At 72.7% G+C, this 25,043-nt stretch carries 25 protein-coding genes and 1 tRNA gene; 17 read left to right on the forward strand and 9 right to left on the reverse strand.

Features of this window, described 5'->3' with window-relative positions:
- Positions 1 to 34: 34 nt before the first annotated feature.
- Together ACFC1T_RS02465 and ACFC1T_RS02470 are read right to left on the reverse strand one after the other, a co-directional pair.
- A complete protein-coding gene (locus tag ACFC1T_RS02465; RefSeq protein ID WP_375882565.1) occupies positions 35 to 1,363 on the reverse strand; it encodes a helix-turn-helix domain-containing protein in 1,329 nt (442 codons plus the stop codon).
- Between the two features lie 254 nt (positions 1,364 to 1,617).
- Positions 1,618 to 1,965, reverse strand: a complete 348-nt coding sequence (locus ACFC1T_RS02470; RefSeq protein WP_375882567.1) for a DoxX family protein — start codon at positions 1,963 to 1,965, stop codon at positions 1,618 to 1,620.
- A 283-nt stretch (positions 1,966 to 2,248) separates the two neighbouring features.
- On the opposite strand from ACFC1T_RS02470, the gene ACFC1T_RS02475 reads away from it, so the two are divergent.
- Positions 2,249 to 2,890, forward strand: a complete 642-nt coding sequence (locus tag ACFC1T_RS02475) for an HhH-GPD-type base excision DNA repair protein (protein WP_375882569.1) — start codon at positions 2,249 to 2,251, stop codon at positions 2,888 to 2,890.
- A gap of 2 nt (positions 2,891 to 2,892) precedes the next feature.
- On the opposite strand, the gene ACFC1T_RS02480 is transcribed toward ACFC1T_RS02475, so the two are convergent.
- Entirely contained in the window at positions 2,893 to 3,114 is a 222-nt protein-coding gene (locus ACFC1T_RS02480; RefSeq protein ID WP_375882570.1) for a KTSC domain-containing protein, read from the reverse strand.
- Positions 3,115 to 3,186: 72 nt separating this feature from the next.
- Positions 3,187 to 4,740, reverse strand: coding sequence for an MFS transporter (locus ACFC1T_RS02485; RefSeq protein ID WP_375882572.1), 1,554 nt, complete (start codon positions 4,738 to 4,740; stop codon positions 3,187 to 3,189).
- 94 nt (positions 4,741 to 4,834) lie between these two features.
- Between ACFC1T_RS02485 and ACFC1T_RS02490 the strand changes: the two genes are divergently transcribed.
- Complete coding sequence (locus ACFC1T_RS02490; RefSeq protein WP_375882574.1) at positions 4,835 to 5,830, forward strand: helix-turn-helix transcriptional regulator; 996 nt, start codon at positions 4,835 to 4,837, stop codon at positions 5,828 to 5,830.
- On the opposite strand, the gene ACFC1T_RS02495 is transcribed toward ACFC1T_RS02490, so the two are convergent.
- Both ACFC1T_RS02495 and ACFC1T_RS02500 read right to left on the reverse strand, forming a co-directional pair.
- Entirely contained in the window at positions 5,827 to 6,711 is an 885-nt protein-coding gene (locus tag ACFC1T_RS02495) for a hypothetical protein (protein ID WP_375882576.1), read from the reverse strand. The two genes, ACFC1T_RS02490 and ACFC1T_RS02495, sit on opposite strands and share 4 nt — an antisense overlap.
- Positions 6,712 to 6,719: 8 nt before the next feature.
- Positions 6,720 to 7,238, reverse strand: coding sequence for a YbhB/YbcL family Raf kinase inhibitor-like protein (locus tag ACFC1T_RS02500; RefSeq protein WP_375882577.1), 519 nt, complete (start codon positions 7,236 to 7,238; stop codon positions 6,720 to 6,722).
- An 83-nt stretch (positions 7,239 to 7,321) separates the two neighbouring features.
- Here ACFC1T_RS02500 and ACFC1T_RS02505 point away from each other — a divergent pair, with 83 nt between their 5' ends.
- On the forward strand, positions 7,322 to 7,996 hold the full coding sequence (locus ACFC1T_RS02505) for a rhomboid family intramembrane serine protease (protein ID WP_375882579.1): 675 nt from the start codon (positions 7,322 to 7,324) through the stop codon (positions 7,994 to 7,996).
- Positions 7,997 to 8,151: 155 nt separating this feature from the next.
- Positions 8,152 to 9,318: a hypothetical protein gene (locus tag ACFC1T_RS02510; protein ID WP_375882581.1), complete on the forward strand. Its 1,167-nt coding sequence runs from the start codon at positions 8,152 to 8,154 to the stop codon at positions 9,316 to 9,318.
- Positions 9,319 to 9,344: 26 nt separating this feature from the next.
- Here the strand turns inward: ACFC1T_RS02510 and ACFC1T_RS02515 are convergent, their stop codons facing one another.
- Positions 9,345 to 10,913 (reverse strand): helicase HerA-like domain-containing protein, encoded by a 1,569-nt coding sequence (locus ACFC1T_RS02515; RefSeq protein WP_375882583.1) that lies wholly within the window; start codon positions 10,911 to 10,913, stop codon positions 9,345 to 9,347.
- A 181-nt stretch (positions 10,914 to 11,094) separates the two neighbouring features.
- Here ACFC1T_RS02515 and ACFC1T_RS02520 point away from each other — a divergent pair, with 181 nt between their 5' ends.
- Both ACFC1T_RS02520 and ACFC1T_RS02525 read left to right on the forward strand, forming a co-directional pair.
- Complete coding sequence (locus ACFC1T_RS02520; RefSeq protein ID WP_014136828.1) at positions 11,095 to 11,391, forward strand: type II toxin-antitoxin system VapB family antitoxin; 297 nt, start codon at positions 11,095 to 11,097, stop codon at positions 11,389 to 11,391.
- Positions 11,392 to 11,644: 253 nt separating this feature from the next.
- Positions 11,645 to 12,316, forward strand: coding sequence for a LytR C-terminal domain-containing protein (locus ACFC1T_RS02525; protein WP_375882919.1), 672 nt, complete (start codon positions 11,645 to 11,647; stop codon positions 12,314 to 12,316).
- A gap of 76 nt (positions 12,317 to 12,392) precedes the next feature.
- Here ACFC1T_RS02525 and upp read toward each other — a convergent pair whose 3' ends face one another.
- Positions 12,393 to 13,028, reverse strand: a complete 636-nt coding sequence (upp, locus tag ACFC1T_RS02530) for a uracil phosphoribosyltransferase (RefSeq protein ID WP_049650159.1) — start codon at positions 13,026 to 13,028, stop codon at positions 12,393 to 12,395.
- A gap of 162 nt (positions 13,029 to 13,190) precedes the next feature.
- Between upp and ACFC1T_RS02535 the strand changes: the two genes are divergently transcribed.
- From ACFC1T_RS02535 to ACFC1T_RS02570, 8 genes are all read left to right on the forward strand, one after another.
- On the forward strand, positions 13,191 to 13,427 hold the full coding sequence (locus ACFC1T_RS02535) for a hypothetical protein (RefSeq protein WP_375882586.1): 237 nt from the start codon (positions 13,191 to 13,193) through the stop codon (positions 13,425 to 13,427).
- A gap of 259 nt (positions 13,428 to 13,686) precedes the next feature.
- Positions 13,687 to 14,244 carry a tRNA adenosine deaminase-associated protein gene (locus ACFC1T_RS02540; protein ID WP_375882588.1) on the forward strand — a complete coding sequence of 186 codons (558 nt, stop codon included), beginning with the start codon at positions 13,687 to 13,689 and terminating at the stop codon, positions 14,242 to 14,244.
- Between the two features lie 50 nt (positions 14,245 to 14,294).
- Positions 14,295 to 14,822: a tRNA adenosine(34) deaminase TadA gene (tadA, locus tag ACFC1T_RS02545; protein ID WP_375882590.1), complete on the forward strand. Its 528-nt coding sequence runs from the start codon at positions 14,295 to 14,297 to the stop codon at positions 14,820 to 14,822.
- A gap of 68 nt (positions 14,823 to 14,890) precedes the next feature.
- Positions 14,891 to 14,977 (forward strand) — tRNA-Ser (locus ACFC1T_RS02550).
- Between the two features lie 502 nt (positions 14,978 to 15,479).
- On the forward strand, positions 15,480 to 15,644 hold the full coding sequence (locus ACFC1T_RS02555; RefSeq protein ID WP_188304848.1) for a hypothetical protein: 165 nt from the start codon (positions 15,480 to 15,482) through the stop codon (positions 15,642 to 15,644).
- A 12-nt stretch (positions 15,645 to 15,656) separates the two neighbouring features.
- Positions 15,657 to 15,950, forward strand: coding sequence for a Dabb family protein (locus ACFC1T_RS02560; protein WP_375882594.1), 294 nt, complete (start codon positions 15,657 to 15,659; stop codon positions 15,948 to 15,950).
- 275 nt (positions 15,951 to 16,225) lie between these two features.
- A complete protein-coding gene (locus ACFC1T_RS02565; RefSeq protein ID WP_375882921.1) occupies positions 16,226 to 17,065 on the forward strand; it encodes an RNA polymerase sigma factor SigF in 840 nt (279 codons plus the stop codon).
- A gap of 145 nt (positions 17,066 to 17,210) precedes the next feature.
- On the forward strand, positions 17,211 to 18,131 hold the full coding sequence (locus tag ACFC1T_RS02570; protein WP_375882596.1) for an RNA polymerase sigma factor SigF: 921 nt from the start codon (positions 17,211 to 17,213) through the stop codon (positions 18,129 to 18,131).
- Positions 18,132 to 18,149: 18 nt separating this feature from the next.
- Here ACFC1T_RS02570 and ACFC1T_RS02575 read toward each other — a convergent pair whose 3' ends face one another.
- A complete protein-coding gene (locus ACFC1T_RS02575) occupies positions 18,150 to 19,037 on the reverse strand; it encodes a tyrosine-protein phosphatase (RefSeq protein ID WP_375882597.1) in 888 nt (295 codons plus the stop codon).
- Between the two features lie 416 nt (positions 19,038 to 19,453).
- Between ACFC1T_RS02575 and ACFC1T_RS02580 the strand changes: the two genes are divergently transcribed.
- The 3 genes from ACFC1T_RS02580 to ACFC1T_RS02590 all read left to right on the forward strand — a co-directional run bounded on the left by ACFC1T_RS02580 (position 19,454) and on the right by ACFC1T_RS02590 (position 25,005).
- Positions 19,454 to 21,826 (forward strand): hypothetical protein, encoded by a 2,373-nt coding sequence (locus ACFC1T_RS02580; RefSeq protein ID WP_375882599.1) that lies wholly within the window; start codon positions 19,454 to 19,456, stop codon positions 21,824 to 21,826.
- Between the two features lie 114 nt (positions 21,827 to 21,940).
- Positions 21,941 to 23,455 (forward strand): GT4 family glycosyltransferase PelF, encoded by a 1,515-nt coding sequence (gene pelF / locus ACFC1T_RS02585; protein ID WP_375882602.1) that lies wholly within the window; start codon positions 21,941 to 21,943, stop codon positions 23,453 to 23,455.
- A complete protein-coding gene (locus tag ACFC1T_RS02590) occupies positions 23,452 to 25,005 on the forward strand; it encodes a hypothetical protein (RefSeq protein ID WP_375882604.1) in 1,554 nt (517 codons plus the stop codon). The genes pelF and ACFC1T_RS02590 overlap by 4 nt, the downstream gene beginning before the upstream one ends.
- Positions 25,006 to 25,043 lie beyond the last annotated feature (38 nt).

The following is a 25,043-nucleotide window of genomic DNA, read 5'->3' on the forward strand; positions in this document are numbered from 1 at the left end:
TCGGGCCGGGGTCGGGCCGGTTGCGGGGCATTGCCTAGGGCCGCAGCGCCCCGGCGAGCAGCGGCTGGAGGTCCTGCACGGGGCGGACCGCCCGGAAGCGGTGCAGCTCTCGGTCGAGCCGTTGGACGTCGGAGCGGATGGTGGCCGAGTGCAGTCCGGGGACAGTCGGCAGGAGCTCCGCAGCGAGTTCGCAGGCGTGTTCCGGTTCGCCCGCTCCGGCGTGGGCGAGCGCGCGACGGAGGCCGTACCGGGCGCGGCTGCGGACGGCATCCGCCGGAATCCTCGGGTACTCGCGGTCGAGGACCTCAGCGGCCTCACGGGGACGGCCGAGGTCGTGGAGGCACCATCCGGTGACGACGGCCGCGGGGTCGGCCAGGCTGGTGGTGCCCAGGACGGGCGCGCCGTCGTGCTCCACGTCGGCCCGGGCCAGCAGTTCCCTGGCCCGGTCGAGGCTGCGCAGGCAAGCGCTTAGGTCCCCGGCGAGGGCGTGGCCCTGGGCCTCACGTTGAGCGGCGAGGCCACGGATCCGCGGTGGCAACTCTCCGCTCTGGGCGGGTTTCACCAGCTGTACGGTCTGTGCCGCATCACCCGCGTAGAAGGTGACCAGGGCACGCCTGACCAGCGCGTACGAGGCCAGGTCGTGATCGCCTCCGGCCTGCGCGAGCTCGACGGCCCGGGCGGTCCACCACAGCGCCGAGGAGTCGTCGCCGGCTTCCTGGGCCATCCAGCCCGCGTATTCCGCGTATCGGGCGGCGAGCACCAGCAACGGCCCTCGACACGTCGCGTCCGCCCGGACGGCGAGTTCGCGCAGGGTGTGGGTCTGGACGGTGAGCAGCGACAGGAGCAGGTTGGGATCACTGCTCTGGCCGAGTTGCCGCATCTGACCGAACTGTGCCCGGAAGACCTCGACCGGGCTGGAGTCCACGGCGACGGCCGGAGGAGCGGTCGGCGATGCCATCGTTGCCGGACTTCCCGCGGAGAGGCCGCTGCCGAGCAGGGTGGTGGCTCCGGCGGCGAACAACTGCCGTCGCCCGAGCGCACCGGACCAATGGATGCCCTCACGGTCGACCCGGACGAGCGGGTCCCTCTCCGCTTCGTGTCCGAGGATGGCCGCGCTCACGCGCCGTCGTCGCGGTTCTGCGGGTTCGATCAGGCGTTCCAGCTCACCGCCGGCCCGGAGCTGGACGTCGCAGCGCCGCGCGAGCTCGGGCGGTGGCGCCTTGTGCCCTCGTTCGATCTTGCTGAGGTGGCCCTTGCTGTAGCTGAGGAGTTCGGCAAGCCGGGTGAGGGTGAGTCCGGCGGCGATCCGCCGACGGCGGAGTTCAGGACCGAACTCACCGGACGACCCTCTGGACGCGATCATGCCAACCCCCGCTCTGAATCCAACCGCCCATGCGTCTGTCGCGTCGTGGGCCGGAAGCGGTCACCCCTCGCTTCCGCCTGAATATTGGCATGCGACCGAGCCGGTCAAACGGGGTTCGGCGGGTTTCCCGTTTCCTCTTTCCGCCTCGAATAGCCATGCGAACAAAACGAGTTGGCGATATGTCCATGTAGTCGAACGAACGCCCCCGGGACCGGCCGCCGGGCGGTGGGCCGGCCCAGGGGGCGGGGGGTGGGTCAGGCGGCGAGGCCGAGGGCGAGGGAGGCGGCGGCCGGGGCCAGGTAGATCAGCGGGAAGGGGATGTGGGCGTAGGCGCGGGCGCGGGCGACGGTGACCACGGCGCCGAGGAAGTAGAGGACGATGCCGACGGCGGCCGCGTAGCCGACGGCCGGGACGGCGAGGCCGGCCAGCAGGCCGAGGGCGCCGGCGGCCTTGGCCACGCCGAGCCAGGTCCACCAGGCGCGCGGGACGCCGTACTCGGCGAGCGGCCCCACGACGTACTCGGCCCCGGCGAAGACGGAGTACGCCGAGAAGCCGACCATGAGGGCGCCGAGGACGGTGACGACGGTGTGGGCGACGGACATTGGAGTGCTCCCCGTTCGGTGGGTGGTCGATCCGATGTGCTCGGATCCGGTCGGACACAGCACTGACCCGGCCCGCGCGACCGATGTGACAGCCACGGACAAATATTTTTCCGTCGCACCCGCGAGCAGCCCCCGACAACCGCTCCGCCAACGAACAAAGCAGGCCTGACAAGGGTTTGAACACCAAGACTTCCCCAGCTACGGGCGTGTTGACGGTGTCCGCCCACGCCGCGTCATCCAGACTGGGCGCCGACCGACGTCAACTCCGAGGAGGCCCCACCTCATGAACGTCACCGTCCGGCTCGCCCAGCAGCCCGAGGCCGACGAACTGCTCGGACGGAGCGCGCTCGCCGCGCTCGTCGGCATGCTGCTGGACCAACAGGTCCCGATGGAATGGGCGTTCACCGGCCCGCTGACCATCGCCCGACGACTCGGCGGGGACGATCTCGACGCCCACGAGATCGCCACCTACGGCCCCGAGGAGTTCGTCGCCCTGCTGTCGGCCAAACCGGCCGTCCACCGCTACCCGGCCGCGATGGCCAAACGGGTCCAGCAGTTGTGCCAGTTCCTGGTCGCGCAGTACGACGGCGACGCCGCCGCGCTGTGGAAGGACGCCCGCACCGGAAAGGAGCTGCTCAGCCGGCTCAACGCGCTGCCCGGCTTCGGCAAGCAGAAGTCGCAGATCTTCCTGGCCCTGCTCGGCAAGCAGTACGGGGTACGGCCGGAGGGCTGGCGCGAGGCGGCCGGCGCGTACGGCGAGGAGGGCGCGCACCGCTCGGTCGCCGACATCACCGGGCCCGAATCCCTCATCCTGGTGCGGGAGTTCAAGCAGGAGACGAAGCGCGCCGCGAAGGAGGCCAAGGCCGCCGCGAAGCCCCGCACCACCAGTCGGTCCGTCACCGCGGCCGTCACCGGGGCCCGTTGAACCTACCGACCGGCCGGCACCGCCGCGTAGGCGTAGCGCCCGCGCACCGACCGTACGAAGTACCGCCCGTGGCTCTCCGCCGCGAGCAGCTCCCGGTGCACCCGGGGCGGCACGCCCGCGTACCGGTAGACCCGCCCGCCGGTGAACTCCAGCTCCAGCACCCGCGCCCGGGGGTCGTACCCGACCGAGCGCAGCACCGAGGAGTCCACCGCCGTACGGTCCATGACCCTCCCAGTGTGCGGTGAGGGCCCCGGTCGCGCAGTGCGACCGGGGCCCTGGGCCGGAAGGAGCGGGGCTCAGACCAGGACCGGCCGCTCCACCGCGGTCTCCTCCGAACCGCCGGCCTCATCCGAGCCGCCGGTCTCCGCCGGGCCACCGGGCCGCTCCGCGTCGGTCCCCTCCGACCCGCCGGCCTCGACCGGCGCCACCGCCCGCTTGCGCGGCAGCGCGAACATCAGCAGGAACACCGCCACCAGCACCCCCGTGACCCACCACATCGCGTGCACGAACGCCCCGCCGAAGGCCGCCCCCAGCGCGTCGGGCGCGACCACGTCGTCCATCGCGCCGAAGAAGGCGACCGACACCAGGCCGAGCCCGAGCGCGTTGCCGACCTGCTGCACGGTGTTGATCAGGCCGGAGGCCGAGCCGGCGTGCCGGCGCGGCACCTCGGACAGCACCGCGTCGGTGATCGGCGCGACGATCAGCCCCATCCCGAGGCCCATCACGACCAGCGGCAGCGCCATCTGCCAGGCCGAGATGGCCGTCCCGTACCGGTCGGCCTCCCAGATGTAGGTGAGCACGCCCGCCGCCATCACCAGCGCGCCCGCCTGGAGCACCTTGCGCCCGAAGCGCGGCACCAGCTTCTGCACCGACAGCCCGGCCGCCGTGGAGACGGCGATCGAGAAGGGGATGCCGGTGGCACCGGCCTTGAGCGGGCTCCAGCCGAGGCCGACCTGCATGTAGAGGGTCCAGACCAGGAAGAAGATGCCCAGCGCGACGCCGAAGGCCAGCTGCACGCAGATCCCGGCCGCGAAGCTCTTCACCCGGAACAGCGACAGCTCGACCAGCGGCGAGCCGTCCCGCCGGGTCTTGACCTTCTCGTACGCCACGAACAGCAGGAACACCGGCAGGCTGCCGGCCATCGACAGGTAGCCCCAGAGCGGCCAGCCGGCCTCCCGGCCGTGGGTCAGCGGGTAGATCAGCATCAGCAGGCCGAGGCTGGCCAGCGCGACGCCGACCAGGTCGAGCTTGAGCGCGTGCTCGGCCTTGGACTCGTCGATGAAGCGGCGGCCGAGGAGCAGCCCGGCGATGCCGACCGGCAGGTTGATCAGGAAGATCGGCCGCCACTCGAGGCCGAGCAGGTTCCACTCGGTGAGCAGCGCACCGATCATGGGACCGGACACCGCACCCAGGCCGACCACCGCACCGAACATCCCGAAGACCTTGCCGCGCTCCTCCGCCGGGAAGGTCGCGTGGATGATCGACAGCACCTGCGGCACCATGAGGGCGGCCGTCCCGCCCTGGAGGATCCGCATCGCGACCAGCATCTCCGGGCCGCCGGCCAGACCGCACAGCGCGGAGGCCAGCGTGAAGCCGGTGATCCCGATCAGGAACAGCCGCTTGCGGCCGTGGATGTCGCCGAGCCGTCCGCCGGTGATCAGCCCGATGGCGAAGGCCAGCGCGTAGCCGCCGGTGACCCACTGGATGGCGCTGAACGAGGCGCCGGTGTCCTGCTGGATGCTGGGAATGGCGATGTTGACGATGGTCACGTCCACCAGGTCCATGAAGGAGGCGACCATCACGATCGCCAGCGCGATCCACCTCCGCCGGTCGGCTCCCGCCGTACTCATGCCGTTCTCCTCGCTCGTCCGCTTCTCCACATCGAGGACGGTAACGGCCATGTAGGTCAGGAGCTGTCCCACTTGCTCCGGCATGCTGGACGGCATGACCGACACCCCGGCCCGACTGCTCAACCTGCTCTCCCTGCTGCAGACCCCGCGCGAATGGCCCGGCAGCGAACTCGCCGAGCGGCTCGGCGTCAGCCCCCGCACGATCCGCCGCGACATCGACCGGCTGCGCGAGCTCGGCTACCCGGTGCAGGCCAGCATGGGCGCGGTCGGCGGCTACCGGCTGGTCGCGGGCACCGCGATGCCGCCGCTGCTGCTGGACGACGAGGAGGCGGTGGCCATCGCGGTGGGCCTGCGGGCGGCCGCCGGGCACGCCGTGGTCGGCATCGAGGAGGCCTCGGTACGGGCCCTCGGCAAGCTGCTCCAGGTGCTGCCGGCCCGGCTGCGGCACCGGGTGGGCACCCTCAACTCCGCCACCGTGCCGCTGCTCACCGGGGACGGCCCGACCGTCGACCCGGAGGCGCTGACCCTGCTGGCCGGCGCCGTCACCAACCACGAGCGGCTGCGCTTCGGCTACCGGGCCCGCGACGGCGCCGAGACCCGGCGCAACGTCGAACCCGAACGCCTGGTCTCCACCGGCCGCCGCTGGTACCTGATCGGCTACGACCTGGACCGGGACGACTGGCGGCTCTTCCGGGTCGACCGGATCGCCGACCCCTTCGCCACCGGCGCCCGCTTCACCCCGCGCCCGCTCCCCGCCGAGGACGCCGCCGTGTTCGTGGCCAACCGGCTGCGCCGCTCGCCGACCCGCTCCATGGTGGCCACCGTGCACCGCCCCGCCGCCGAGGTCGACGGCTGGATGCCCTGGACGGGCGACTACGAGATCGAGCCGATCGACGACCGCAGCTGCCGGCTGCGCGCCCGCGCGGACTCGCTGAAGTGGATGGCGGCCGGACTGCTCATGCTGGACTGCGACTTCGAGGTGCACGAACCCCCGGAGCTGCGCGAGCACCTGCGCACGGTCGCGGCGCGGGCCGCGAATGCCGCGAACGACGGGCCCAGGCCCGACCGGGCCTGGACGGACACACCCTAGGCCGACACCCGGTACCAGCCGTCACCGCGGCGGAACCACAGCACGCCGTCCCGCCCGTACGCCCGCTGCCGGTCGAGCTCGCCGGGCAGGTCCGGCTTGCGCCGCGCGGTCTGCTTCCAGGCCTTCCCGACCAGCAGCTGCCAGGTCAACTCGCCGCCCCCGGTGAGGAAGACGCCCTCGCGCCCCCGGACCGCGAAGCCGACCGGCTGCCGGGCGGGGCAGGGCACCGTGCCCGACGTCCCGTCGGCCGGGTCGATCCGGGTGAGGTGGCTGCCCGAGGAGCTCGGGTACCAGGCCAGCCAGGCGCACCGGCCCTCGGTCGCACCGGCCAGGCCCTCCAGCGGGTCGGCCGGCAGGCCGCTCGGACTCCACACCACCCGCCCCCGGGCGTCGGCGGCCAGCAGTCCCGCGGTGGCCGTCGGGTGGTCGCCGTAGATGCCCTCGTCGCCGTAGGCCATCCAGATCCGGCCGTCCCGGTCGGTCACCAGCACACCCGTGTCGTCACCGAGGACGAGTTCCGCCCCCGGCGTCCCGTCGGGGCCGTACACGGAGCCGTTCGGCAGCCACTCCTCGCCGTCCCGGTCCGCCCGGACGGCCGCCAGCAGCACCCGCCCGCCCGGCAGCAGCGCCAGGTGGTCCGGCGGCACCGCGACGCCGGTGAGCGGCACCCGCCGCTCACCGGCCGTCCCGGGTGCCACCAGCACCTCGCCGTCGTAGGGCAGCCGGACGGCCGGCCACGACCCGGCCGGCGCCGCGTACTCCTCCGGCACCAGCAGGACGGCCAGGTCCCCGTCCGGCCCGACCGTCCAGGTCACGGCCCGGCGGCCGGCCCGCCGCTCCTCCTCGGGCAGCCGCCAGACCTCGACCGGACGTTCGGGCACCACGCCGCTCAGACCCCGTACTCGCCGGTCAGCAGCGCCCGGCCCAGAGTGTGGAAGGTGAGGTGGAAGCCCACCTGGGCCGGCGGGGTGTCGGCGCCGACGTCGAGCTTCTCGACGTCCAGCGCGTGCACCGCGAACACGTACCGGTGCGGGGCGCCGGGCGGCGGGGCGGCGCCGTCGTACTGGTGGGAGGGGAAGTCGTTGCGGCCGTGGAAGGAGTCCGCGCCGGGCAGGGCGTCGTCCGAGGAACCGGCGCCGCGCGGCAGTTCGACGGTGTCGGCGGGCAGGTTCAGGGCGAGCCAGTGCCACCAGCCGGAGCCGGTCGGGGCGTCCGGGTCGTAGCAGGTGACGGCGATGCTCCGGGTGCCCTCCGGCAGGTCCGACCAGGCCAGCTGCGGCGAGAGGTTGCCGCCCGCGTGGATGAACTCCCGGTCCAGCGTGGCGCCTTCGGTGAAGTCCTCGCTGCTCAGCGGGAAGGACGGCACCTGCGGCAGGAACTCGTACGGCAGCGGCGGGCGAACACTCATTGGGTGCACCTCTCACGGTCGGGATGACATCGGTCACTGTAATGGGGTGCACGACCGATCCGGCGGCCCCTACAGTCGACCTCATGGCCTCGAAACTCGCCCAGTTGCTCTCGGATTCCCGCCGCGCGCTGTTGACCATGCTCGGGATCCAGGCCGTCATCTGGGCGGTCCAGGTGGTGAACTGGCTGGACGACTACGACCTGTCCAGGGAGTACGGGCTGCGCTCGGAGCGGGTGGACGACCTGCCCGAGATGTTCACCATGCCCTTCCTGCACTTCAGCTGGGACCACATCGTCTCCAACTCCTGGCCGCTGTTCGTGCTCGGCTTCCTGGCCGCCTACCGGGGCATGCGGAAGTTCCTGCTGGCGAGCCTGGTGATCACGGTCTCCGGCGGGCTGCTGGTCTGGCTGCTGGAGAGCCCGAACCACGTGACGGCCGGGGCGAGCGGCATGGTCTACGGCTACCTCGGCTACGTGGTGCTGCGCGGCGTCCTGGACCGCAACGTGCTGGACGCGGTCGTCGGCCTCGGCGTCGCCGCGGTCTACTGGACGATCCTGATCGGCGTGCTGCCGGTCTTCCCCGGCGTCAGCTGGCTGGGCCACCTCGGCGGGCTGATCGGCGGACTGGCCGCCGCCGTCCTGCTCCGCGACCGGGCCCGGTCGAAGCCGGTGCCCGCGGCCCCCGCCCCGGCCGCCACCCCCGCCCCGGGCAGCCCCAACGCCGCCCTGCTCAAGGAGCTCGACGACCTGGGCCTCTAGGGTCCGGCCCGTCCGGCCCGTCCGGCCCGTCCAGCCCGTCCAGCCCGTCCGGCCGAGCGGGCGCCCGCGGCCGATCGGCCCCGTCAGGTATAGACCATTGTCACCCCTGCGGCTAGCGTGAACGGCGCACCTGCCCCCAGCTCCGGAGCCGCACCGTGGAGTCGTCCGTCCTCGCCTTCGCCACCGACCTGCTCGACGAGGGCGCCGACACCTTCTTCGGCAACCTCACCGACCGGGCCGGCGTCGGCGGCGTCACCCTGGCCTCCGTCTACCACGAGGCCCGTGACGTCTTCCCGCACAACCCCCGCCGGGTGATCCGCTACCTGGAGCCGGGCGCCGCCTACTTCCGCCCCGACCCGGCCCGCTGGCAGGGCCGCCGACTGGCGCCCGTGCCGTCCACCGCGATCGGCGACCGCGACCCCTTCGCCGAGGCCGCCGCCGAGGCGGGCCGCCGCGGCCTGAAACTGCACGCCTGGACGGTCTTCTGCCACAACGACCGGCTCGGCTTCGCCCACCCCGACTGCGCCCCGGCCAACGCCTTCGGCGACCGCCACCTCACCGAGCTCTGCCCGGCCCACCCCGAGGTCCGCGAGTACGCGCTGACCCTGGTGGCGGAACTCGCCCGCTACGGCGTGGACGCGATCCGCGCCGAGTCCCTGCACTTCCACGGCCTGCGCCACGGCTACCACCACGAGCGCTACTTCGAGGAGCTGGGCCCGACCGCCGAGGCCCTGCTCGGCGTCTGCTTCTGCCCGCACTGCCGCGCCGCCGCCACCCGCGCGGGCGTCCCGGCCGACCGGGTCGCCGAGGCCGTCCGGGCCGAACTGCGGCGCCGGCTGGCCGACCAGCACGCCGCCGCCGCGCCCGCCGACCTCAGCACCCTGGCCGACGGCGCCTTCGCCGCGTACGTGGACGCCTCCGCCGCCACCGTCACCGCGCTCGCCGCCGACCTCACCGAGCAGGCCCGCCGCCACGGCATGCGGCTGAGCTTCATGGACGGCGGCGGCCCCGGCAAGGGCTGGCTGTCCGGCATCGACCTGCCCGCCCTCGCCCGGGCCACCGACCAGATCGAGACCCTCGGCTACGCCGCGACCGCGCGCGAAGTCCGGGAGAAGGTCGCCGCGTTCGCCCTGCACGGCGTCCGCCCGGAGCGGATGGCGGTGATCCTGCGCCCGATGGCCTCGGACTGCGACGGCCCGGAGAACCTCGCCGCCAAGCTCGCCGAACTGCGCCGACTCGGCGTCCCCGAGGTCGAGTTCTACCACTACGGCCTGATGCGGCTGTCCTCGCTGGACCGGATCGGCGCGGCCCTCGCCGGGTAGCGGCGCCCGGCGCCCGGGGCCCGAACTCAGCGCCGCCGCTTGGACGTCCCGAACAGGCTGCGCGAGATCTCCTGCCCGAGCTGCTTCCCGGCCGAGCGCGCGAAGGACTTCACCGTCGGGTTGTTGAGCAGCGAGCCCAGCAGCCCGCCCGCCCCCTGGGGTTCCTCCCGCCGCGGAGCGGGTGCGGGCGCGGGCGCGGGTTCGGGCTCCGCCGGCCCGACCGGTGCCGCGTCCGGCCGGGGCGCCCGGGCCGCCAGCTTCTCGTACGCGGACTCCCGGTCGATCGCGTCCCGGTAGCGCGCCGTCAACGGCGAGGCGTCCACGGCCGCCTGGAGCGCCCCCGGCTCGATCGGCCCCATCAGCGAGCGGGGCGCCCGCAGCCTGGTCGCCGCGACCGGCGTCGGCGCGCCCTTCTCGGAGAGCACGGTCACCACGGCCTCGCCGGTGCCCAGCGAGGTGAGCACCGTCGCGAGGTCGTAGGTGGACCGGGGGAAGGTGGAGACGGTGGCCTTGAGCGCCTTGGCGTCGTCCGGGGTGAAGGCGCGCAGCGCGTGCTGCACCCGGTTGCCCAGCTGGGCGAGCACCTCGGCGGGGACGTCCCGCGGCGTCTGGGTCACGAAGAAGATGCCCACGCCCTTGGAGCGGATCAGCCGCACGGTCTGGGTGATCGCCTCCAGGAAGGCCTTGGAGGCGCCCTTGAACAGCAGGTGCGCCTCGTCGAAGAAGAACACCAGCTTGGGCCGGTCGAGGTCGCCGACCTCGGGCAGCTCCTGGTAGAGGTCGGCGAGCAGCCACATCAGGAAGGTGGAGAACAGCCGCGGCCGGTCCTGCACCGCGGGCAGCTCCAGCACCGAGACGACGCCCCTGCCGTCCGCGGTGGTGCGCAGCAGCTCGGCGGTGTCGAACTCTGGCTCGCCGAAGAACGCCCCGGCGCCCTCGTTCTCCAGCACGGTCAGCGCCCGCAGGATCACCCCGGCGGTGGCGGCGGAGAGGCCGCCGATGGTACGCAGCTCCTCCTTGCCCTCGGGCGAGGTGAGGTGGCCGATGACGGCGGTGAGGTCCTTGAGGTCGTAGAGCTCCAGGCCGTTGCGGTCGGCGTAGTGGAACACCAGGCTGAGCGAGGACTCCTGGGTCTCGTTCAGGTCCAGCACCTTGGACAGCAGCAGCGGGCCGAAGCTGGTGACGGTGGCCCGGATCGGGATGCCGGCACCCTGCCCGCCGAGCGAGTGGAAGTCGACCGGGCAGCCCAGCGGCGTCCAGTCCTGTCCGACCTCGGCGGCGCGGGCGGCGGTGCGCTCGCCGGGCGTGCCGGGCGCGGCGATGCCGGAGACGTCCCCCTTGACGTCGGCGAGGAACACCGGCACGCCCTGGGCGGAGAGCTGTTCGGCGATCAGCTGGAGGGTCTTGGTCTTCCCGGTGCCGGTGGCCCCGGCGACCAGTCCGTGCCGGTTGAGGACCGCGAGCGGGACGCGCACCTGCGCGTCGGGGTAGGCGGTGCCGTCCAGCAGCACCGCGCCGAGGTCGAGGGCGGGCCCGGTGAAGGCGTACCCGTCGGCGATCTCCCGGACGGTCGTCGGGGTGGGGGCGGAGTCCATCGGTGCACGCTCCTGGACGGGATCGGCGGTCGGAAGCCGGGCCTGAACCCGGCCGGGACCGGGCGATGTTCGCGACATTTCCCATCAAACAGCCGCAATCGCCCCCGCGCAGCTCGCACCGGTGCGCGTGGCGGAGGCACGGCTGCTGCGCCGTGCGCCGTCCGAACGGTAGGCTTTCCGTGTGATCTTCAAGCGCATCGGCAATGGGCGGCCGTACCCGGATCACGGCCGGACGAGCACCCGACAGTGGGCTGACGTCGCCCCACGCCCGGTGCGGCTCGACCAGCTGGTGACCACCAAGGGCCAGCTCGACCTGGAAACCCTGCTGGCCGAGGACTCGACCTTCTACGGCGACCTCTTCGCCCACGTGGTCAAGTGGCGCGGCGACCTCTACCTGGAGGACGGGCTGCACCGGGCCGTACGGGCCGCGCTGCAGCAGCGCCAGGTGCTGCACGCCCGTGTCCTGGAAATGGACTGACGGCCGCACTCCGCCGACTCCGGACCGCCCCCTCGCCACCCGGCGGAGGGCGTTCCGCGCGTACCCGGGTACCCCCTTTCGGGTACCGGGGTACTCCAGATGATGATCGTTTAGTACCTTCACAGCTGTCCGGCACTACGCTGCTGACTACGGCCGCGACCAGGGGATCCGCCCGCTCCCGGAGGACCCCCCGCCCTGGCCCACCCGTCATCCCGACCCCGCCCCGGCACGAGGGGGAGACAGACCCGTGAGCATGTTGACTCCCCAAGGCCTCAAGGGGAAGCAGTACCGCGTCACCGGCAACGCCTACCCGCGGCTGGGCCGGCCCCCGAAGAAGAGTCGCAAGGTGATCGCCGCACTCGCGGCCCTGCTCGCCCTGGCCCTGATCGGCCTCGGCGGCGTCCAGCTGTACGACATCTTCCGCGGCAAGGACAGGAACGCCTCCGCCCAGGCCTGCGCCACCCCGTCCGGGAAGCCGCTGGCCGCCCCGACGGCGGGCGCCACCCCGGGCGCTCCCGCGGCCTCCGGCGCGCCGGTCGACCCGCACGCCGTCCCGCAGCCCTCGGCCGTCACGGTGAACGTCTACAACGCCACCACCAAGGCCGGCCTGGCCGGACGGACCGCCGACGAGCTCAAGAAGCGCGGCTTCACCATCGGCAAGGTCGGCAACGCCCCCGCCGAGCTGGACAAGAAGGTGCCCGGCACCGCCCAGGTGATCGCCGGCCCGACCGGCGTCGCGGCCGGCACCCTGGTGGGCTCCCAGATCGCCGGGGCCAGCGTGACCGCCGACGCCCGTACCGACACCAGCGTGGACTTCGTGATCGGCGACAGCTACAACGCCCTGCTGGACGAGACCCAGGCGGCCGCGGCCCTCGCCCTGGCCGTCAAGCCCTCCCCCACCCCGAGCGCCACCGGCAGCTGCTGAGGCGCGGCACGGAACCAGGAGAGCCCCCCGGCAGACGCAGTGCCGGGGGGCTCTCGGACGTTCGGAGGGGGGTCGCTCAGCCGGCCGTGCCGTACAGCCGGTCGCCCGCGTCGCCCAGGCCGGGGACGATGTAGCCGTTCTCGTTCAGCCGCTCGTCCACGGCGGCGGTGACCACGGTGACCGGCAGGCCGGCCAGCTCGCGCTCCATCACCTCGACGCCCTCCGGCGCGGCCAGCAGCACCACGGCGGTGACGTCGGTGGCACCGCGCTCGATCAGCATCCTGATCGCGGCGACCAGGGTGCCGCCGGTGGCCAGCATCGGGTCGAGCACGTAGACCTGGCGGCCGGAGAGGTCGTCGGGCATCCGGGTGGCGTACGTGGAGGCCTCCAGGGTCTCCTCGTTGCGCACCATGCCGAGGAAGCCGACCTCGGCGGTCGGCAGCAGGCGGGTCATCCCGTCCAGCATGCCGAGGCCGGCCCGCAGGATCGGGACGACCAGCGGGCGCGGGTAGCTGAGCCGGGTGCCGAGGGTGACCGCCACGGGCGTGGTGATCTCCACCTCGTCGGTGCGGACGTCCCGGGTGGCCTCGTAGGCGAGGAGGGTCACCAGCTCGTCGGTCAGGCGACGGAAGGTCGGCGAGTCGGTGCGCTCGTCGCGCAGGGTGGAGAGCTTGTGGGCGACCAGGGGGTGGTCGACGACGTGGAGACGCATGTACCGAGGTTAGCCCGGTCCTGGACGCCTGTACGACACGCCGTGCCAGGCCGTCGACCGGCGGCGGTCACCTTCCGGTGACACGCCGTGACGTGCCAGGAATGTCCGGACGGAACCGGCTCCTGTGGTATCAACCCGGCCGTTCTGGGAATGTCACGTCTTATGACGAGCAACCCGAGGGCCGGGGACGGCTCGGCCGACGAGCCCGTCGACGGGCCGGCCCTTCGCGCCGGCCCGCCGCAGGAGCCCCCGGAGACCGAGACGGAGCGCCGCAAGCGGCGGGCCGTCTTCCTGCGCGAACTCGCCGAGGCCCGCGAGTTGAGGGAGCGCGTCCAGCCCCGGCGGACCAAGGAACGGCGGATGCGCGAAGCGATGCGGATGCGCACCTTCCGGATCTGACCACCCCCACCGCCGCCCCACCGCGGCCCCACCGGGCGGTCCGGCCGAAATTCGACCGGCTTCGGACGGCCCCGGCCCGGCTCCTCCCCGCACCGCCCGGCCCTTCCGACACGACCTGCAAAGACGCGCTGCCGAACACCCCCCGCGAGGGCGGGCTTTCTGTCACGATTCCGATGGGACGGTCCGAACAAGCGGACCGCCTCTGGCGCGGGGGCGGCCAGAATTCCGCGCCGCCCGAGCGCGCCGACAGCCGAGACCGATGATCTTGGGAGTGTCCCTGGTGGCGTACTTCGCTGCAGTGCTTGCTCGCTCCGAGGACGGGTGGGACGTGAGCGAGACGGAGCTCGACGACGTCGAAACCCTGGCCGATCTGGCCGATCTGGCCCGCGCCTGCGCGCAGGACGACGACAGCGTCCTGATCTTCATCGAACAGGAGGACTCGTGGTTCGCCATCGTCCGGGTGGACGGTGAGGACGACCCGCGGATCTTCGTGTCGGACGGCGCCGCCGCCGCCCGCAGCTCCTACGGCTCCGTCCTCACCGACGAACTGGTCGACCAGGCCGGCGAGAGCGAGTTCGGCGACCTGGACCACCTGCTGGACGAGGACGCGGAGACCGAGGAGCAGGACGACGAGGACGCGGACGCCCACGGCGGCGTCCCGGTCGGCCCGCTCGGCGACGCCCACCTGCTGACCGAGTTCGGCCTGGCCGCCGACGCCCTGCTCTCCCTCAGCGGCGAGGGCGCGGTGCCGGGCGACGCCCTGGAGGAGATCGCCGAGGCCCTGGGCTGCGGCGAGGTCCTGGAAGCGGTCCGGTAGCGGCACCGGTCGCACCGGTGTCCGCCACCGGATGCCCGACACTGGATGCCATGCAGCCCGCATCCACCCCGCTGACCGTCCCGTACGTCCCCCCGCTGCCCGCCCCCGTCCGCCCCGACCCGGTCCGCGACCGCTGGGCGGCGCCGATGCGCCTCGCCATCGCCGAGGCCGCCCTGGCGCCGGCCACCGGGGACGTCCCGGTCGGGGCGCTCGTCCTGGGCCCGGACGGCGAGGTGATCGGGCGCGGCCACAACGAGCGCGAGGCGGTCGGCGACCCGACCGCGCACGCCGAGGTGGTCGCGATCCGGCAGGCCGCCGAACGGGTCGGGGAGTGGCGGCTCAGCGGCTGCACCCTGGTGGTCACCCTGGAGCCGTGCACGATGTGCGCCGGCGCCATCGTGCTGTCCCGGATCGACCGGGTGGTCTACGGCGCCCTCGACGAGAAGGCCGGCGCGGCCGGCTCGCTCTTCGACGTGATGCGCGACCGCCGGCTCAACCACCGGCCCGAGGTGATCTGGGGCGTGCTCGCCGAGGAGTGCGGCGAGCAGCTGCGCGCCTTCTTCGACACCCACCGCTGAGCCGCCCGGCGACGGCCCGCCCGGTAAGGATTTCGTGACCGCGCCACCCGTCCGGTAGAGTTCCCCTCGGTAGCGTGTCCGAGCGGCCAAAGGAGCACGCCTCGAAAGCGTGTGTGGGGGCAACTCCACCGTGGGTTCGAATCCCACCGCTACCGCTCGAAAGCCCGAGGGCCCGTCCGATCACGGACGGGCCCTCGGCATTTGCGCACCCCGGCCCGCTCGCGCGCTCCGGACGGCGGCGGGGCGCCACCTGACGCGGGAAAGGCTCCCGGACGCGGAGAAGGCTCCGTACTCCGGGCCGATGACCACCATTGCCCGGCTCGTACGGAGCCTTGGAGGGGGAGCGGCTCGGGGGGACTGACCGCTCCCCCGGCGGAGTCCCACAACCGGGGCCGCGAGGGGGGAAGCCGCGACCACCGGTCCCACAGCGGGGGCTCCGGATCCACGTGCCGGGGATTCCTGCCAGATCCTCGGCACGTCATCCATCCTGCCGCCCGGCCCCGGCCCGGGCATCCGGAGAAAGGCCCCACTCGCGGGGACCTTCGTCCCGCCGGGCGAACGCGTCGCACACTTGATAGCCCGTCCGGTGGATAAGCTGCCGTGCAGGGCTGCTCGGGGACCGGATGACGGCGGCCCACCGCAGGGAGGAAGGTCACGATGGCGCAGGCGAAGAAGATCGGCATGGCCCTCCTGCTCATCTTCGTGCTCTACTCGATCATCACCTCACCGGCCCGGTCAGCCGAACTCGTCCAGCTGGGCTTCGAGGGCATCTCGAACGCGGCCAAGGCGGTCGGCACCTTCATGACCGGTCTGATCAAGTAAGGAGCGGCAATCGTGATCCGCCACCTGGTCCTGTTCAAGCTCGACGAAGGCGTCGCCAAGGACGAGCAGCGCGTGCTCGCCGCCGCCAAGGCGTTCGAGGAGCTCGGCGCACTGGTCCCCGAGCTGCGCGAGTGGGAGTGCGGCTGGAACACCACCGAGCGCGACATCGCGTACGACTACGCGATCAACAGCCTGGTCGAGGACCGCACGGCCCTCCAGGCCTACCTGACCCACCCCGCGCACCAGGCCGCGGCCGGCCTGTGGCGCGAGTTCGCGACCTGGGTGATCGCCGACATCGAGGTCTGACCCCCGCCGCCGTCCCCCGGACGGCCCGCGCCCGCCCCGCCCGGCTCCCGGGCGGGGCGTCTCCGTCTGCCCCGGAACAACCCTTGCGGCGCCTCGCCGACCGGGTGGCCACCGGCCGCGCAGCCCACCAACACACCTCCACCGGGTGCTTGCCCGACCTGCGCCCACCTTGTGATGCTATGACCGGTTTTGCCGGACATGGCGAGGTACCGAACCAGCCGCGACACACGATCCGCAGGGCCCACCGTTGTCGATTTGGGAGGGGGGACGTGTCCGTGGACGAGGTGTTGGCCGCGATCATCAGTCCGGCCGGCGAGCTCCGCCCGGACGGGCTCCGCGGCCCCGGCGGTCGCCCCGCCGTGGACGTCCGGACGCTCACCCGGGTGCTGTTCGAGCGGCTCACCGAGCTGCCCCCCGACGCCCCCGAACGGGAACGGGTCCGGGCCGCCCTGATCGAGGTGAACATCCCCCTGGTCCGCTACGCCGCCACCCGCTTCCGCAGCCGCAGCGAGCCGATGGAGGACGTCGTCCAGGTCGGCACCATCGGCCTGATCAACGCGATCGACCGCTTCGACCCGACCCGGGGCGTCCAGTTCCCCACCTACGCGCTGCCGACCATCCTGGGCGAGATCAAGCGCTACTTCCGGGACAACGTCCGCACCATGCACGTCCCGCGCCGGCTCCAGGAGCTCTGGGTCCAGGTCAGCGGCGCCATGGAGGAGCTGACGGTGCTGCACGGGCGGGCCCCCAAGGTGCCGGAGATCGCCGCCAGCCTCCGGATCCCCGAGGAGGACGTCCGGGCCTGCCTGGACGCCGGGCGGGCCTACAACGCCGCCTCGCTGGAGGCCGCCCAGGAGCACGAGGGCGGACTCGCCCTGCTGGACCGGCTCGGCTACGAGGACGCCGCACTGGCCGAGGTCGAGCACCGCGACATGGTGCGCCACCTGCTGGTCCAACTCCCCGAGCGGGAGCGGCGGATCGTGATGCTGCGGTTCTTCGCCAACCTCACCCAGTCGCAGATCAGCACCGAACTGGGGATGTCCCAGATGCACGTCTCCCGGCTGCTCTCACGGATCCTGACCAGGCTTCGGACCGGCAACTCCTGGGAAGAGTGAGATTGCAGCGCGTTACCCCGGCGTGACATCTTGCGACGTTCGGGTTTGCCGTGCACCGTGTTCCGGTATGCAGGGGGTTGGGCCCCCGCCGGGAACCTCCGTGCGACGGCCCCCGTTCAACTGTCAGTCACGAGGGGGTGGGTGCATGTCCGGAGAGCTGGGCACTGCGGAGATCCACGCTGGTCAGGCCGAGGGTACGGCGGTCGCCGGGGACCGGATCCCGCTCCAGCGGGCCACGTCCCCCGCGAGGCCCGGCCCGGGAGCGCCCGGCGCCGGGGCCGCCGGCGCGGCACCGCCCGGCTCCGGGCTGGACACCCGGACGCTCTCCCGTTCGCTCTTCCTGCGGCTGGCCGCACTGGAGCCCGGCAGCGCGGAGCACACCTACGTCCGCGACACCCTGATCGAGCTCAACCTGCCGCTGGTCCGGTACGCCTCGGCGCGCTTCCGCAGCCGCAACGAGCCGATGGAGGACATCGTCCAGGTCGGCACCATCGGCCTGATCAAGGCGATCGACCGCTTCGACCCGGAACGCGGGGTGGAGTTCCCCACCTTCGCGATGCCCACCGTGGTCGGCGAGATCAAGCGCTTCTTCCGGGACACCAGCTGGTCGGTCCGGGTGCCCCGACGGCTCCAGGAGCTGCGGCTGGCGCTCACCAAGGCCGGGGACGAACTGTCCCAGCGGCTGGACCGCTCCCCCACCGTCGCCGAACTGGCCGTCTGCCTCGGGGTCAGCGAGGAGGACGTGGTCGAGGGCCTCGCGGTGGGCAACGCCTACACCGCCTCCTCCTTGGACTCCAGCCCCGGCGAGGAGGACAGCGAGGGGCCGCTGGCCGAACGGCTCGGCTACGAGGACCTCGCGCTGGAGGGCGTGGAGTACCGGGAGTCGCTCAAGCCGCTGCTGGCCAAGCTGCCGCCGCGCGAGCGCCGGATCATCATGCTGCGGTTCTTCGGCAACCTCACCCAGTCGCAGATCGGCGAGGAGATCGGGATCTCCCAGATGCACGTCTCCCGCCTGCTCACCCGGACGCTGACCCAGCTCCGCGCGGGACTCATCAACGAGGGCTGACCGCCGACGGCGGCGGGATCAACTCCCGTCGCCGTCCAGCAGGTTGGCGCGCAGCCCGGCCAGCACCCGGTCGTCCAGCCCGAGCCCCTCGCGCCAGAACGCGGCGAAGTCGCCCCAGCCGGACGCGACCTCGGCGAAGGCCGCGTCCAGGTAGTCGCGCTCGGCCCGGAAGACCGGCAGCAGGAGCTCGGGCTCGCGCATCAGGCCGCGGCCGGCGAAGTCCGCCAGCACCAGCTCGACCACGGCCGCGACCCGCTCGTTGGTGAGCAGGTAGTCGGCGAGCACGGTCTCGCGGTCCACACCCAGCGCGGTCAGCAGCAGCGCCGCGGCCCAGCCGGTGCGGTCCTTGCCCGCCGAGCAGTGGAACAGCAGCGGCACGCCGTCCGGGGCCGCCAGCAGCCGCAGCAGGGCGGCGAAGGTCTCGCGGGCCTCCCGGTCGGTGACGAACCAGCGGTAGAGGCCGGTCATCATGGCGGCCGCCCGGCCGTCGCCGAGCAGGGTGCGCTGCTTGTCCGGGCTGCGCTCCGCCAGGGCGCCGCGCAGCGTCGCGTGGATGTCGAAGTCCGTTGCCAGCAGCGGGAGATGGTGCGCCGTCACACCGCCGGGCAGGATGTCCGGACCGGCCTCGCGGACCTCGTCGGCGCTGCGCAGGTCGACCACCGCGCGCAGGCCGAGCGCGCCCAGCGGGTCGAGGTCCTCGGCGGTGACACGGTTCAGGCCATCGCTGCGCAGGACCACGCCGGCCCGCAGCACCCCTCCGCCGGCCGTCCGGTACCCGCCCAGATCGCGGGCGTTGACCGCACCGCGCAGCCCGAGACTGCGGCCGACCAGGATGGTTCCGGCGGGCTCCGGGCGCGCATTCCGTGCGTCCCCGATTCGCTCGGACGCGATCTGACGATCGACCACCCGCGACCTCCATTGCATATTCGGACTGTCACATGGCACAGCGGCGCCCGATATTGCATGAACCTGCCCATTGGAGCGGCAGGATGTGCAAGAGTGTCATGCGCAACGACGACAGTGTAGGTGCCGCACGGGGCCGTGCGAGGCGCACAGTCGGTAACCAGCTGTAGCAGTCGGCTTCCGGTTTTTCATTTTCAATTCATTATTTGCGCGAGCGGTCCGGTTACGGTCACAATCAGCGCCTCCATGGCTTCACCATGAACGTTGGTAACAGGTTCGCTGCACTATCGCCCAATTGGTCCCCCGGACTGCCGACCCTCGACCAGGATGGGCGCCGGGCAGCCTGCTGCCCGCGAACAGCTACACGGGCAGGCGAGCGCCGAAGCAGCGCGGCGCCTGACCCAAGGGGAGGATCAGACATGGGTCGAGCGACCCGAAGAGTCGCCGCTTGCGCAGCGGCAGTTCTGCTGGCCAGCGGCCTGCAGACCACCCTGGCCCACGGCGACACCACGCCGCCCAGGATCGACCTCACGATCCTGGTCATCGACGACGGAGGCCCGTCGGTCGCCGCGATCACCGCCGAGCTCAAGAGCCAGGGCACGCCCTACAAGGTCGTCAGCCTCAATGACACCAACCGCCCCGTCATCAACGCCGCTTTCCTGAGCGACACGGTGAACGGGCTCCCCCGGGGCAAGTACCAGGGCATCGTGCTGCCCAACGAAAACCCCTTCCCGAACAGCGCCGCCGAGATGACCGCGATCGCCACCTACGAAGCGGCTTTCAACGTCCGGCAGATCGACGCCTACACCTGGGCCAGCCCGGCCGTCGGCCTGAACTACGCCCAGAATCCGGGATTCGTCGGGACCCTCGACGGATTCCAGGCCGCCACCACCACGGCCGGAACTTCGGGCCCGTTCGGGTACCTCAAGGGCAGCGTCCCGTTCGAGGACAACGACCCGAAGGTCAGCGAGAGCTACGGCTACCTGGCGACCCCGCTCGCCAACCTGCCGTCCGGCGCCTCCTTCGTCCCGCTGGTCGACGCGGCGATACCCGACTCGACCAGCCGCGGTTCGCTGGTCGGTGAGTACACCCACGACGGCCGCAAGGAACTGGTCGTCACCTTCGTCTACAACCAGTACCAGCAGCAGTACCGGCTGCTGGCCCGCGGCATGGTCGACTGGATCACCCAGGGCGTCCACCTCGGTTACGACCGCAACTACTTCGCCACCCACGTCGACGACGTGTTCCTGGCCGACGACCGCTGGGACACCACGCTCAAGTGCACCCCCGGCGACGTCACCTGCCCGCCCGGCACCCCGGACACCGCCAACCCGATCCGGATGACCCCCGCCGACGCGCAGTACCTCAAGCAGTGGCAGACCGCCAACAACTTCACCCTGGACATGGTGTTCAACGGTGGCGGCAGCGAGGACTGGAAGTCCGACCACCAGACCACGGTGGACCCGACCGCCACCCAGATGATCACCGACCAGACCAGCTACCGCTGGGTCAACCACACCTACACCCACCCCTACCTGGGCTGCGTGCAGGACGTCTCGGTGGTCCCGTGGAAGTGCACCAAGGACGCGTCCGGCAACACCGTCTGGACCGACCAGAACACCATCTCCACCCAGATCAAGCAGAACTTCGACTGGGCCGCCACCAACGGCCTCAAGGTCGACCCGCAGGTGCTCGTCACCGGTGAGCACTCCGGTCTGCTCACCGCCCCGCAGGAGACCAGCGACAACCCGAACCTGGCGCCGGCGCTGGTCGCCAACGGCATCAAGTTCACCGGCAGCGACGCCTCCCGTGAGCCCGCCCAGCGGGCCGTCGGCTCGTCCACGCTGACCGTGCCGCGGTACCCGATGAACGTCTTCTACAACGCCGGTTCGGCGAAGGAGGAGGCCGACGAGTACAACTGGATCTACACCAGCAAGGCCAACGGCGGCAGCGGCGTCTGCGAGAACAACGCCAACTCCACCTGCCTGCCCGCGCCGCTGGACACCACCACCGGCTACCAGTCGTACATCGTGCCGCTGGAGGCCCGGATCGACCTCGGCCACGTGCTGAGCAACGACCCGCGCCCGCACTTCGTGCACCAGTCGAACCTCTCCGAGGACCGCATCCTGTACCCGGTGCTGGAGAAGATCCTCGGCACCTACCGCTCGCTGTACGCCGACAACGCCCCGATCGTGAACCTCGGCGAGCGCGAGATCGGCCAGGAGTTCCAGAAGCGCGCGGCCTGGGACAAGGCGGTCGCCGCCGGCCAGGTCACCGCCTACAAGATCGGCAACACCGTCACGGTCAACGCGCCCGCCGGTGTTCAGGTCCAGGCCACCATGCCGACCGGAACTGCTCAGAAGATGGCCATCGGAACGGCCGCCTTCGGTTCGTCCTACGCCGGTACGCTCTCCGGTTGGGCGTCCCCGGGCGCCCTGCAGAGCGGCATCACCCTGCAGCTCCCGTCCGGCAGTGCGCCGGCCGCCCCGGCCGCCGTCGCCCCGAACGTGGCCGCCAAGTCCGTCCCGGCACCGGCGCCGACGGACAAGAAGGTCGTGCCGCAGGGCGTCGCCACCCCGGTCCCGGCCGGCCCAGGCGACGTCACCCGCAAGCCCGCCCAGTCCCTCGTCCCCGGCAGCGGCACCCCGGTGCCCGGCAAGGACGTCGTCCAGGGCGCGAAGACCCAGGGCAACGGTGCCCCGGCCGGCAACGGCCAGAACGGCTCCGGCAAGGCCTCTGGGGGGACGGCCTCGCACGGCACCACCACCACCGGACGCCCCGGCAACCGGTAATCCGTAGCACCCCGTGGCGGGGTCGGGCCGGTCGCCCGGCCCGGCCCCGCCACGGCTCCCGCTCCGGCCACCCAGGCCGGACAACCGACGCAAGAACAGGAGGGGGGACAGGAGATGCGCGTCACCCTGCTCACCGAGGGGACGTACCCGCACCAGCACGGCGGCGTGAGCGTCTGGTGCGACCAGCTCGTCCAGGGCATGCCGGACGTCGACTTCGACGTCATCGCCGTCACCGGAACCGGCCAGGAACCGCTGGCCTGGGAGCTGCCCGCCAACGTACGGTCGGTCACCACCGCACCGCTGTGGGGCCCGGCCTCCGAGGCCCGGGCGCCGCGCGGCAAGGAGATGCGCCGCTTCCTCAACGCGTACGAGCGCTTCCTGCACTCCATCCTCGACCCGGTCTACACCACCCACTTCGGCACCGAGCTGTACGGCTTCGCCGACCTCGCCCGGCGCGGGCTGCTCAGCCCGGCGCTGCGCAGCGAGCGCGCCCTGCGCACCCTCCAGCACGTGTGGACCCGCGACTACCTGCCCACCGCGGTCTCCCGGCCCACCCTGCACGACGCGTTGAACGCCACCGACCTCCTGGAGCACGCGCTGCGGCCGCTCTCGGTCGACCCGCCCACCGACGGCGTCGCCCACGCGGCCAGCGGCGGACTCGCCACCCTGCCCGGGCTGATCGCCGCCCAGCAGTACGGCGTACCGTTCCTGCTCACCGAGCACGGCATCTACCTGCGCGAGCGCTACCTCGGCTACCGCACCGGCCCGTACCGCTGGCCGGTCAAGGCCCTGCTGCTCGGCTTCTACCGGATGCTCGCCGAGGAGAGCTACCGGCAGGCCGCGCTGGTCACCCCCGGCAACCGGTACAACCGGCGCTGGGAGGAGCGCGGCGGCACCCCGTCCCACCACATCCGCACCGTCTACAACGGCGTGGACCCGGCCGCCTTCCCGCCCGCCGGGCCGGAACCCGAGACGCCGACCCTCAGCTGGGCCGGCCGGGTCGACCCGATCAAGGACCTGGAGACGCTGATCCGGGCCTTCGCCATCGTCCACCAGGAGATCCCCGAGGCGCGGCTGCGGCTCTTCGGGGGCACCCCCAAGGGCGGCGAGGCGTACCGGGACGGCTGCATAGCCCTGGCCGCCGAGCTCGGCATCGCCGACTCGGTGGCCTTCGAGGGCCGCGTCGCCGACATCACCGACGCGTACGCGGCGGGCAACGTGGTGATGCTCTCCAGCATCAGCGAGGGCTTCCCGTTCACCCTGATCGAGGCCATGTCCTGCGGCCGCGCCACCGTCTCCACCGACGTCGGCGGCGTGCGCGAGGCGGTCGGCGACACCGGACTGGTCGTCCCGCCGCGCGAGCCCGAGCCGATGGCGGCCGCCGCGATCGAGCTGCTGCGCGACCCCGCGCGGCGCGCCCGGCTCGGCGAGGGCGCCCGACTGCGGGTCATCGAGCAGTTCACGCTCCGCCAGAACATCGACGGCTTCCGGGGCATCTACACCGAACTCCTGGGCACCGCCCGCTGGATGCCCGGCGGCATGGTCGCCGTCACCGACGCCGTCCCCAGCCCGGACTGGGACCAGCAGCTGGCCGCCGCCCGCCCCGAGCCCAGCGAGGTGGGGGCATGAGCGGTCCCATCCGCCTGGTTCCCGACGAGGGCGGCGCGGAGCGGACGATGCAGCTGCGCACCCTGCCGTTGAAGCTCCGCCGCCCCGCACCGTCGGCCGAGCCCGACCCCGCCGAGCAGCTCGGCCTCTCCGACGACCCGCTGGACGAACTGGCCGAGCGCCTGCGCGACGTCTGCGCCGACGCCGTCCACCCGTACGAGATCGCGGCCTTCCTGGAGTCCGACGGCCTCTCCGACGAGCAGGCCGCGCTGCTGTACGGCCGCCCCGACGCGTTCACCGTCGCCGAGGAGCTGTTCGAGAAGGTCGAGCGCCGCTACCCCGGCCCGAGCTCCGAGTTCGCCAACCCCTGGCGGGCCGATCCCTGGCGCTGCGTGGTGCGCGGCCTGGTGTTCGCCCTGCCCGGGCTCGGCTACCTGCTCGGTGCCAACCTGTTCGCGACCACCCGGATGCGCTTCGGCCTGCCCTCGGGCATGCTCGCGCTGTCCATCGCCACGCTGGTCAGCTGGGGCTTCAACCAGGCCCTGGCGCACCGCGCGTACCGCTGGCTGAGCCGGCTGCGCCGCCGGGACGCCGCGGTCTGCCTGGCCGTCGGCGCGCCGGTCGGCGCGCTGCTGGCCGCCGCGTCCGCGTACGTGGTCGGCGGTCCGCTCGGTGCCCTGTGGTTCGCCGCGGGCCAGTCCTGCTACCTGGCGGCCGCCACCGCGCTGCTGGTGCTCGGGCGGGAGAAGTTCCTGCTGCTGGCGCTCGCCCCGGCCTCGGTCGGCGCGGGCGTGGTGCTGGCGGTCGACGTCCCGGAGCTGGTCCGGACGGTCGTGCTGCTCGCCTCGGTGGTGCTCGCGGTCGGCCTGGCCGTCCGGGAGCTGCTGGTCGCGGCCCGCGGCGGCGAACGGGACGGCGTGGAGCTGAGGCTGCCGATCCGCCAGGAGGTCCCGCACCTGCTGTTCGGCCTGGCCTGCGGTGCGCTGACGCTGATCGCCGGGCTCGGCGAGACCATCCACCAGGCCGTCCGGACCGCCGGCCCCGCGGTGCACGCCGCGGCCCAGGGCGCGCACGCCGTGCACGAGGTGCGGACCACCCCGACCGGCCCGGCCATGATCGCCCTGACGCTCAGCCTGGGCCTCGCCGAGTGGCTGCTGTTCCGCTACCGGGCGATGGCCGTGGCCGCGCTGCGCACCAGCCACACCACCGGGCAGTTCACCCGCCGCACCGGCGGGATCCTGCTCGGCTGCCTGTTCATCTACCTCACCACCGTGGCCGCGCTGGACGCCGCCGCGACCGTGCTGTGGCCGGGCGCCCCGTCGCTCGGCGTACCGCAGCTCGGCGCGATGCTGCTCCTGGGCGGCTCGCTCTGGCTGGCGCTGCTGCTGAACGCCTTCGGGTTCAGCTGGAGCACCGCCCTCATCTGTCTGGCCGCCGCGATCGCCGAGAGCGTCGGGCTGCTGACCGGTGCGGACCCGATCGTCCTGCAGCTGATCGGCTGCGGGGCGGCCGCCCTCGTCCTCACCGCAACCGCCGGGCCCGCGCTCGGCCGCACCACCCAACACCGCTGATAATCCGCCTCTTCCGAGGCACCACCGGCCGGTCGTGC

This window comes from Kitasatospora sp. NPDC056076 (assembly GCF_042266305.1).
Lineage (GTDB): Bacteria > Actinomycetota > Actinomycetes > Streptomycetales > Streptomycetaceae > Kitasatospora.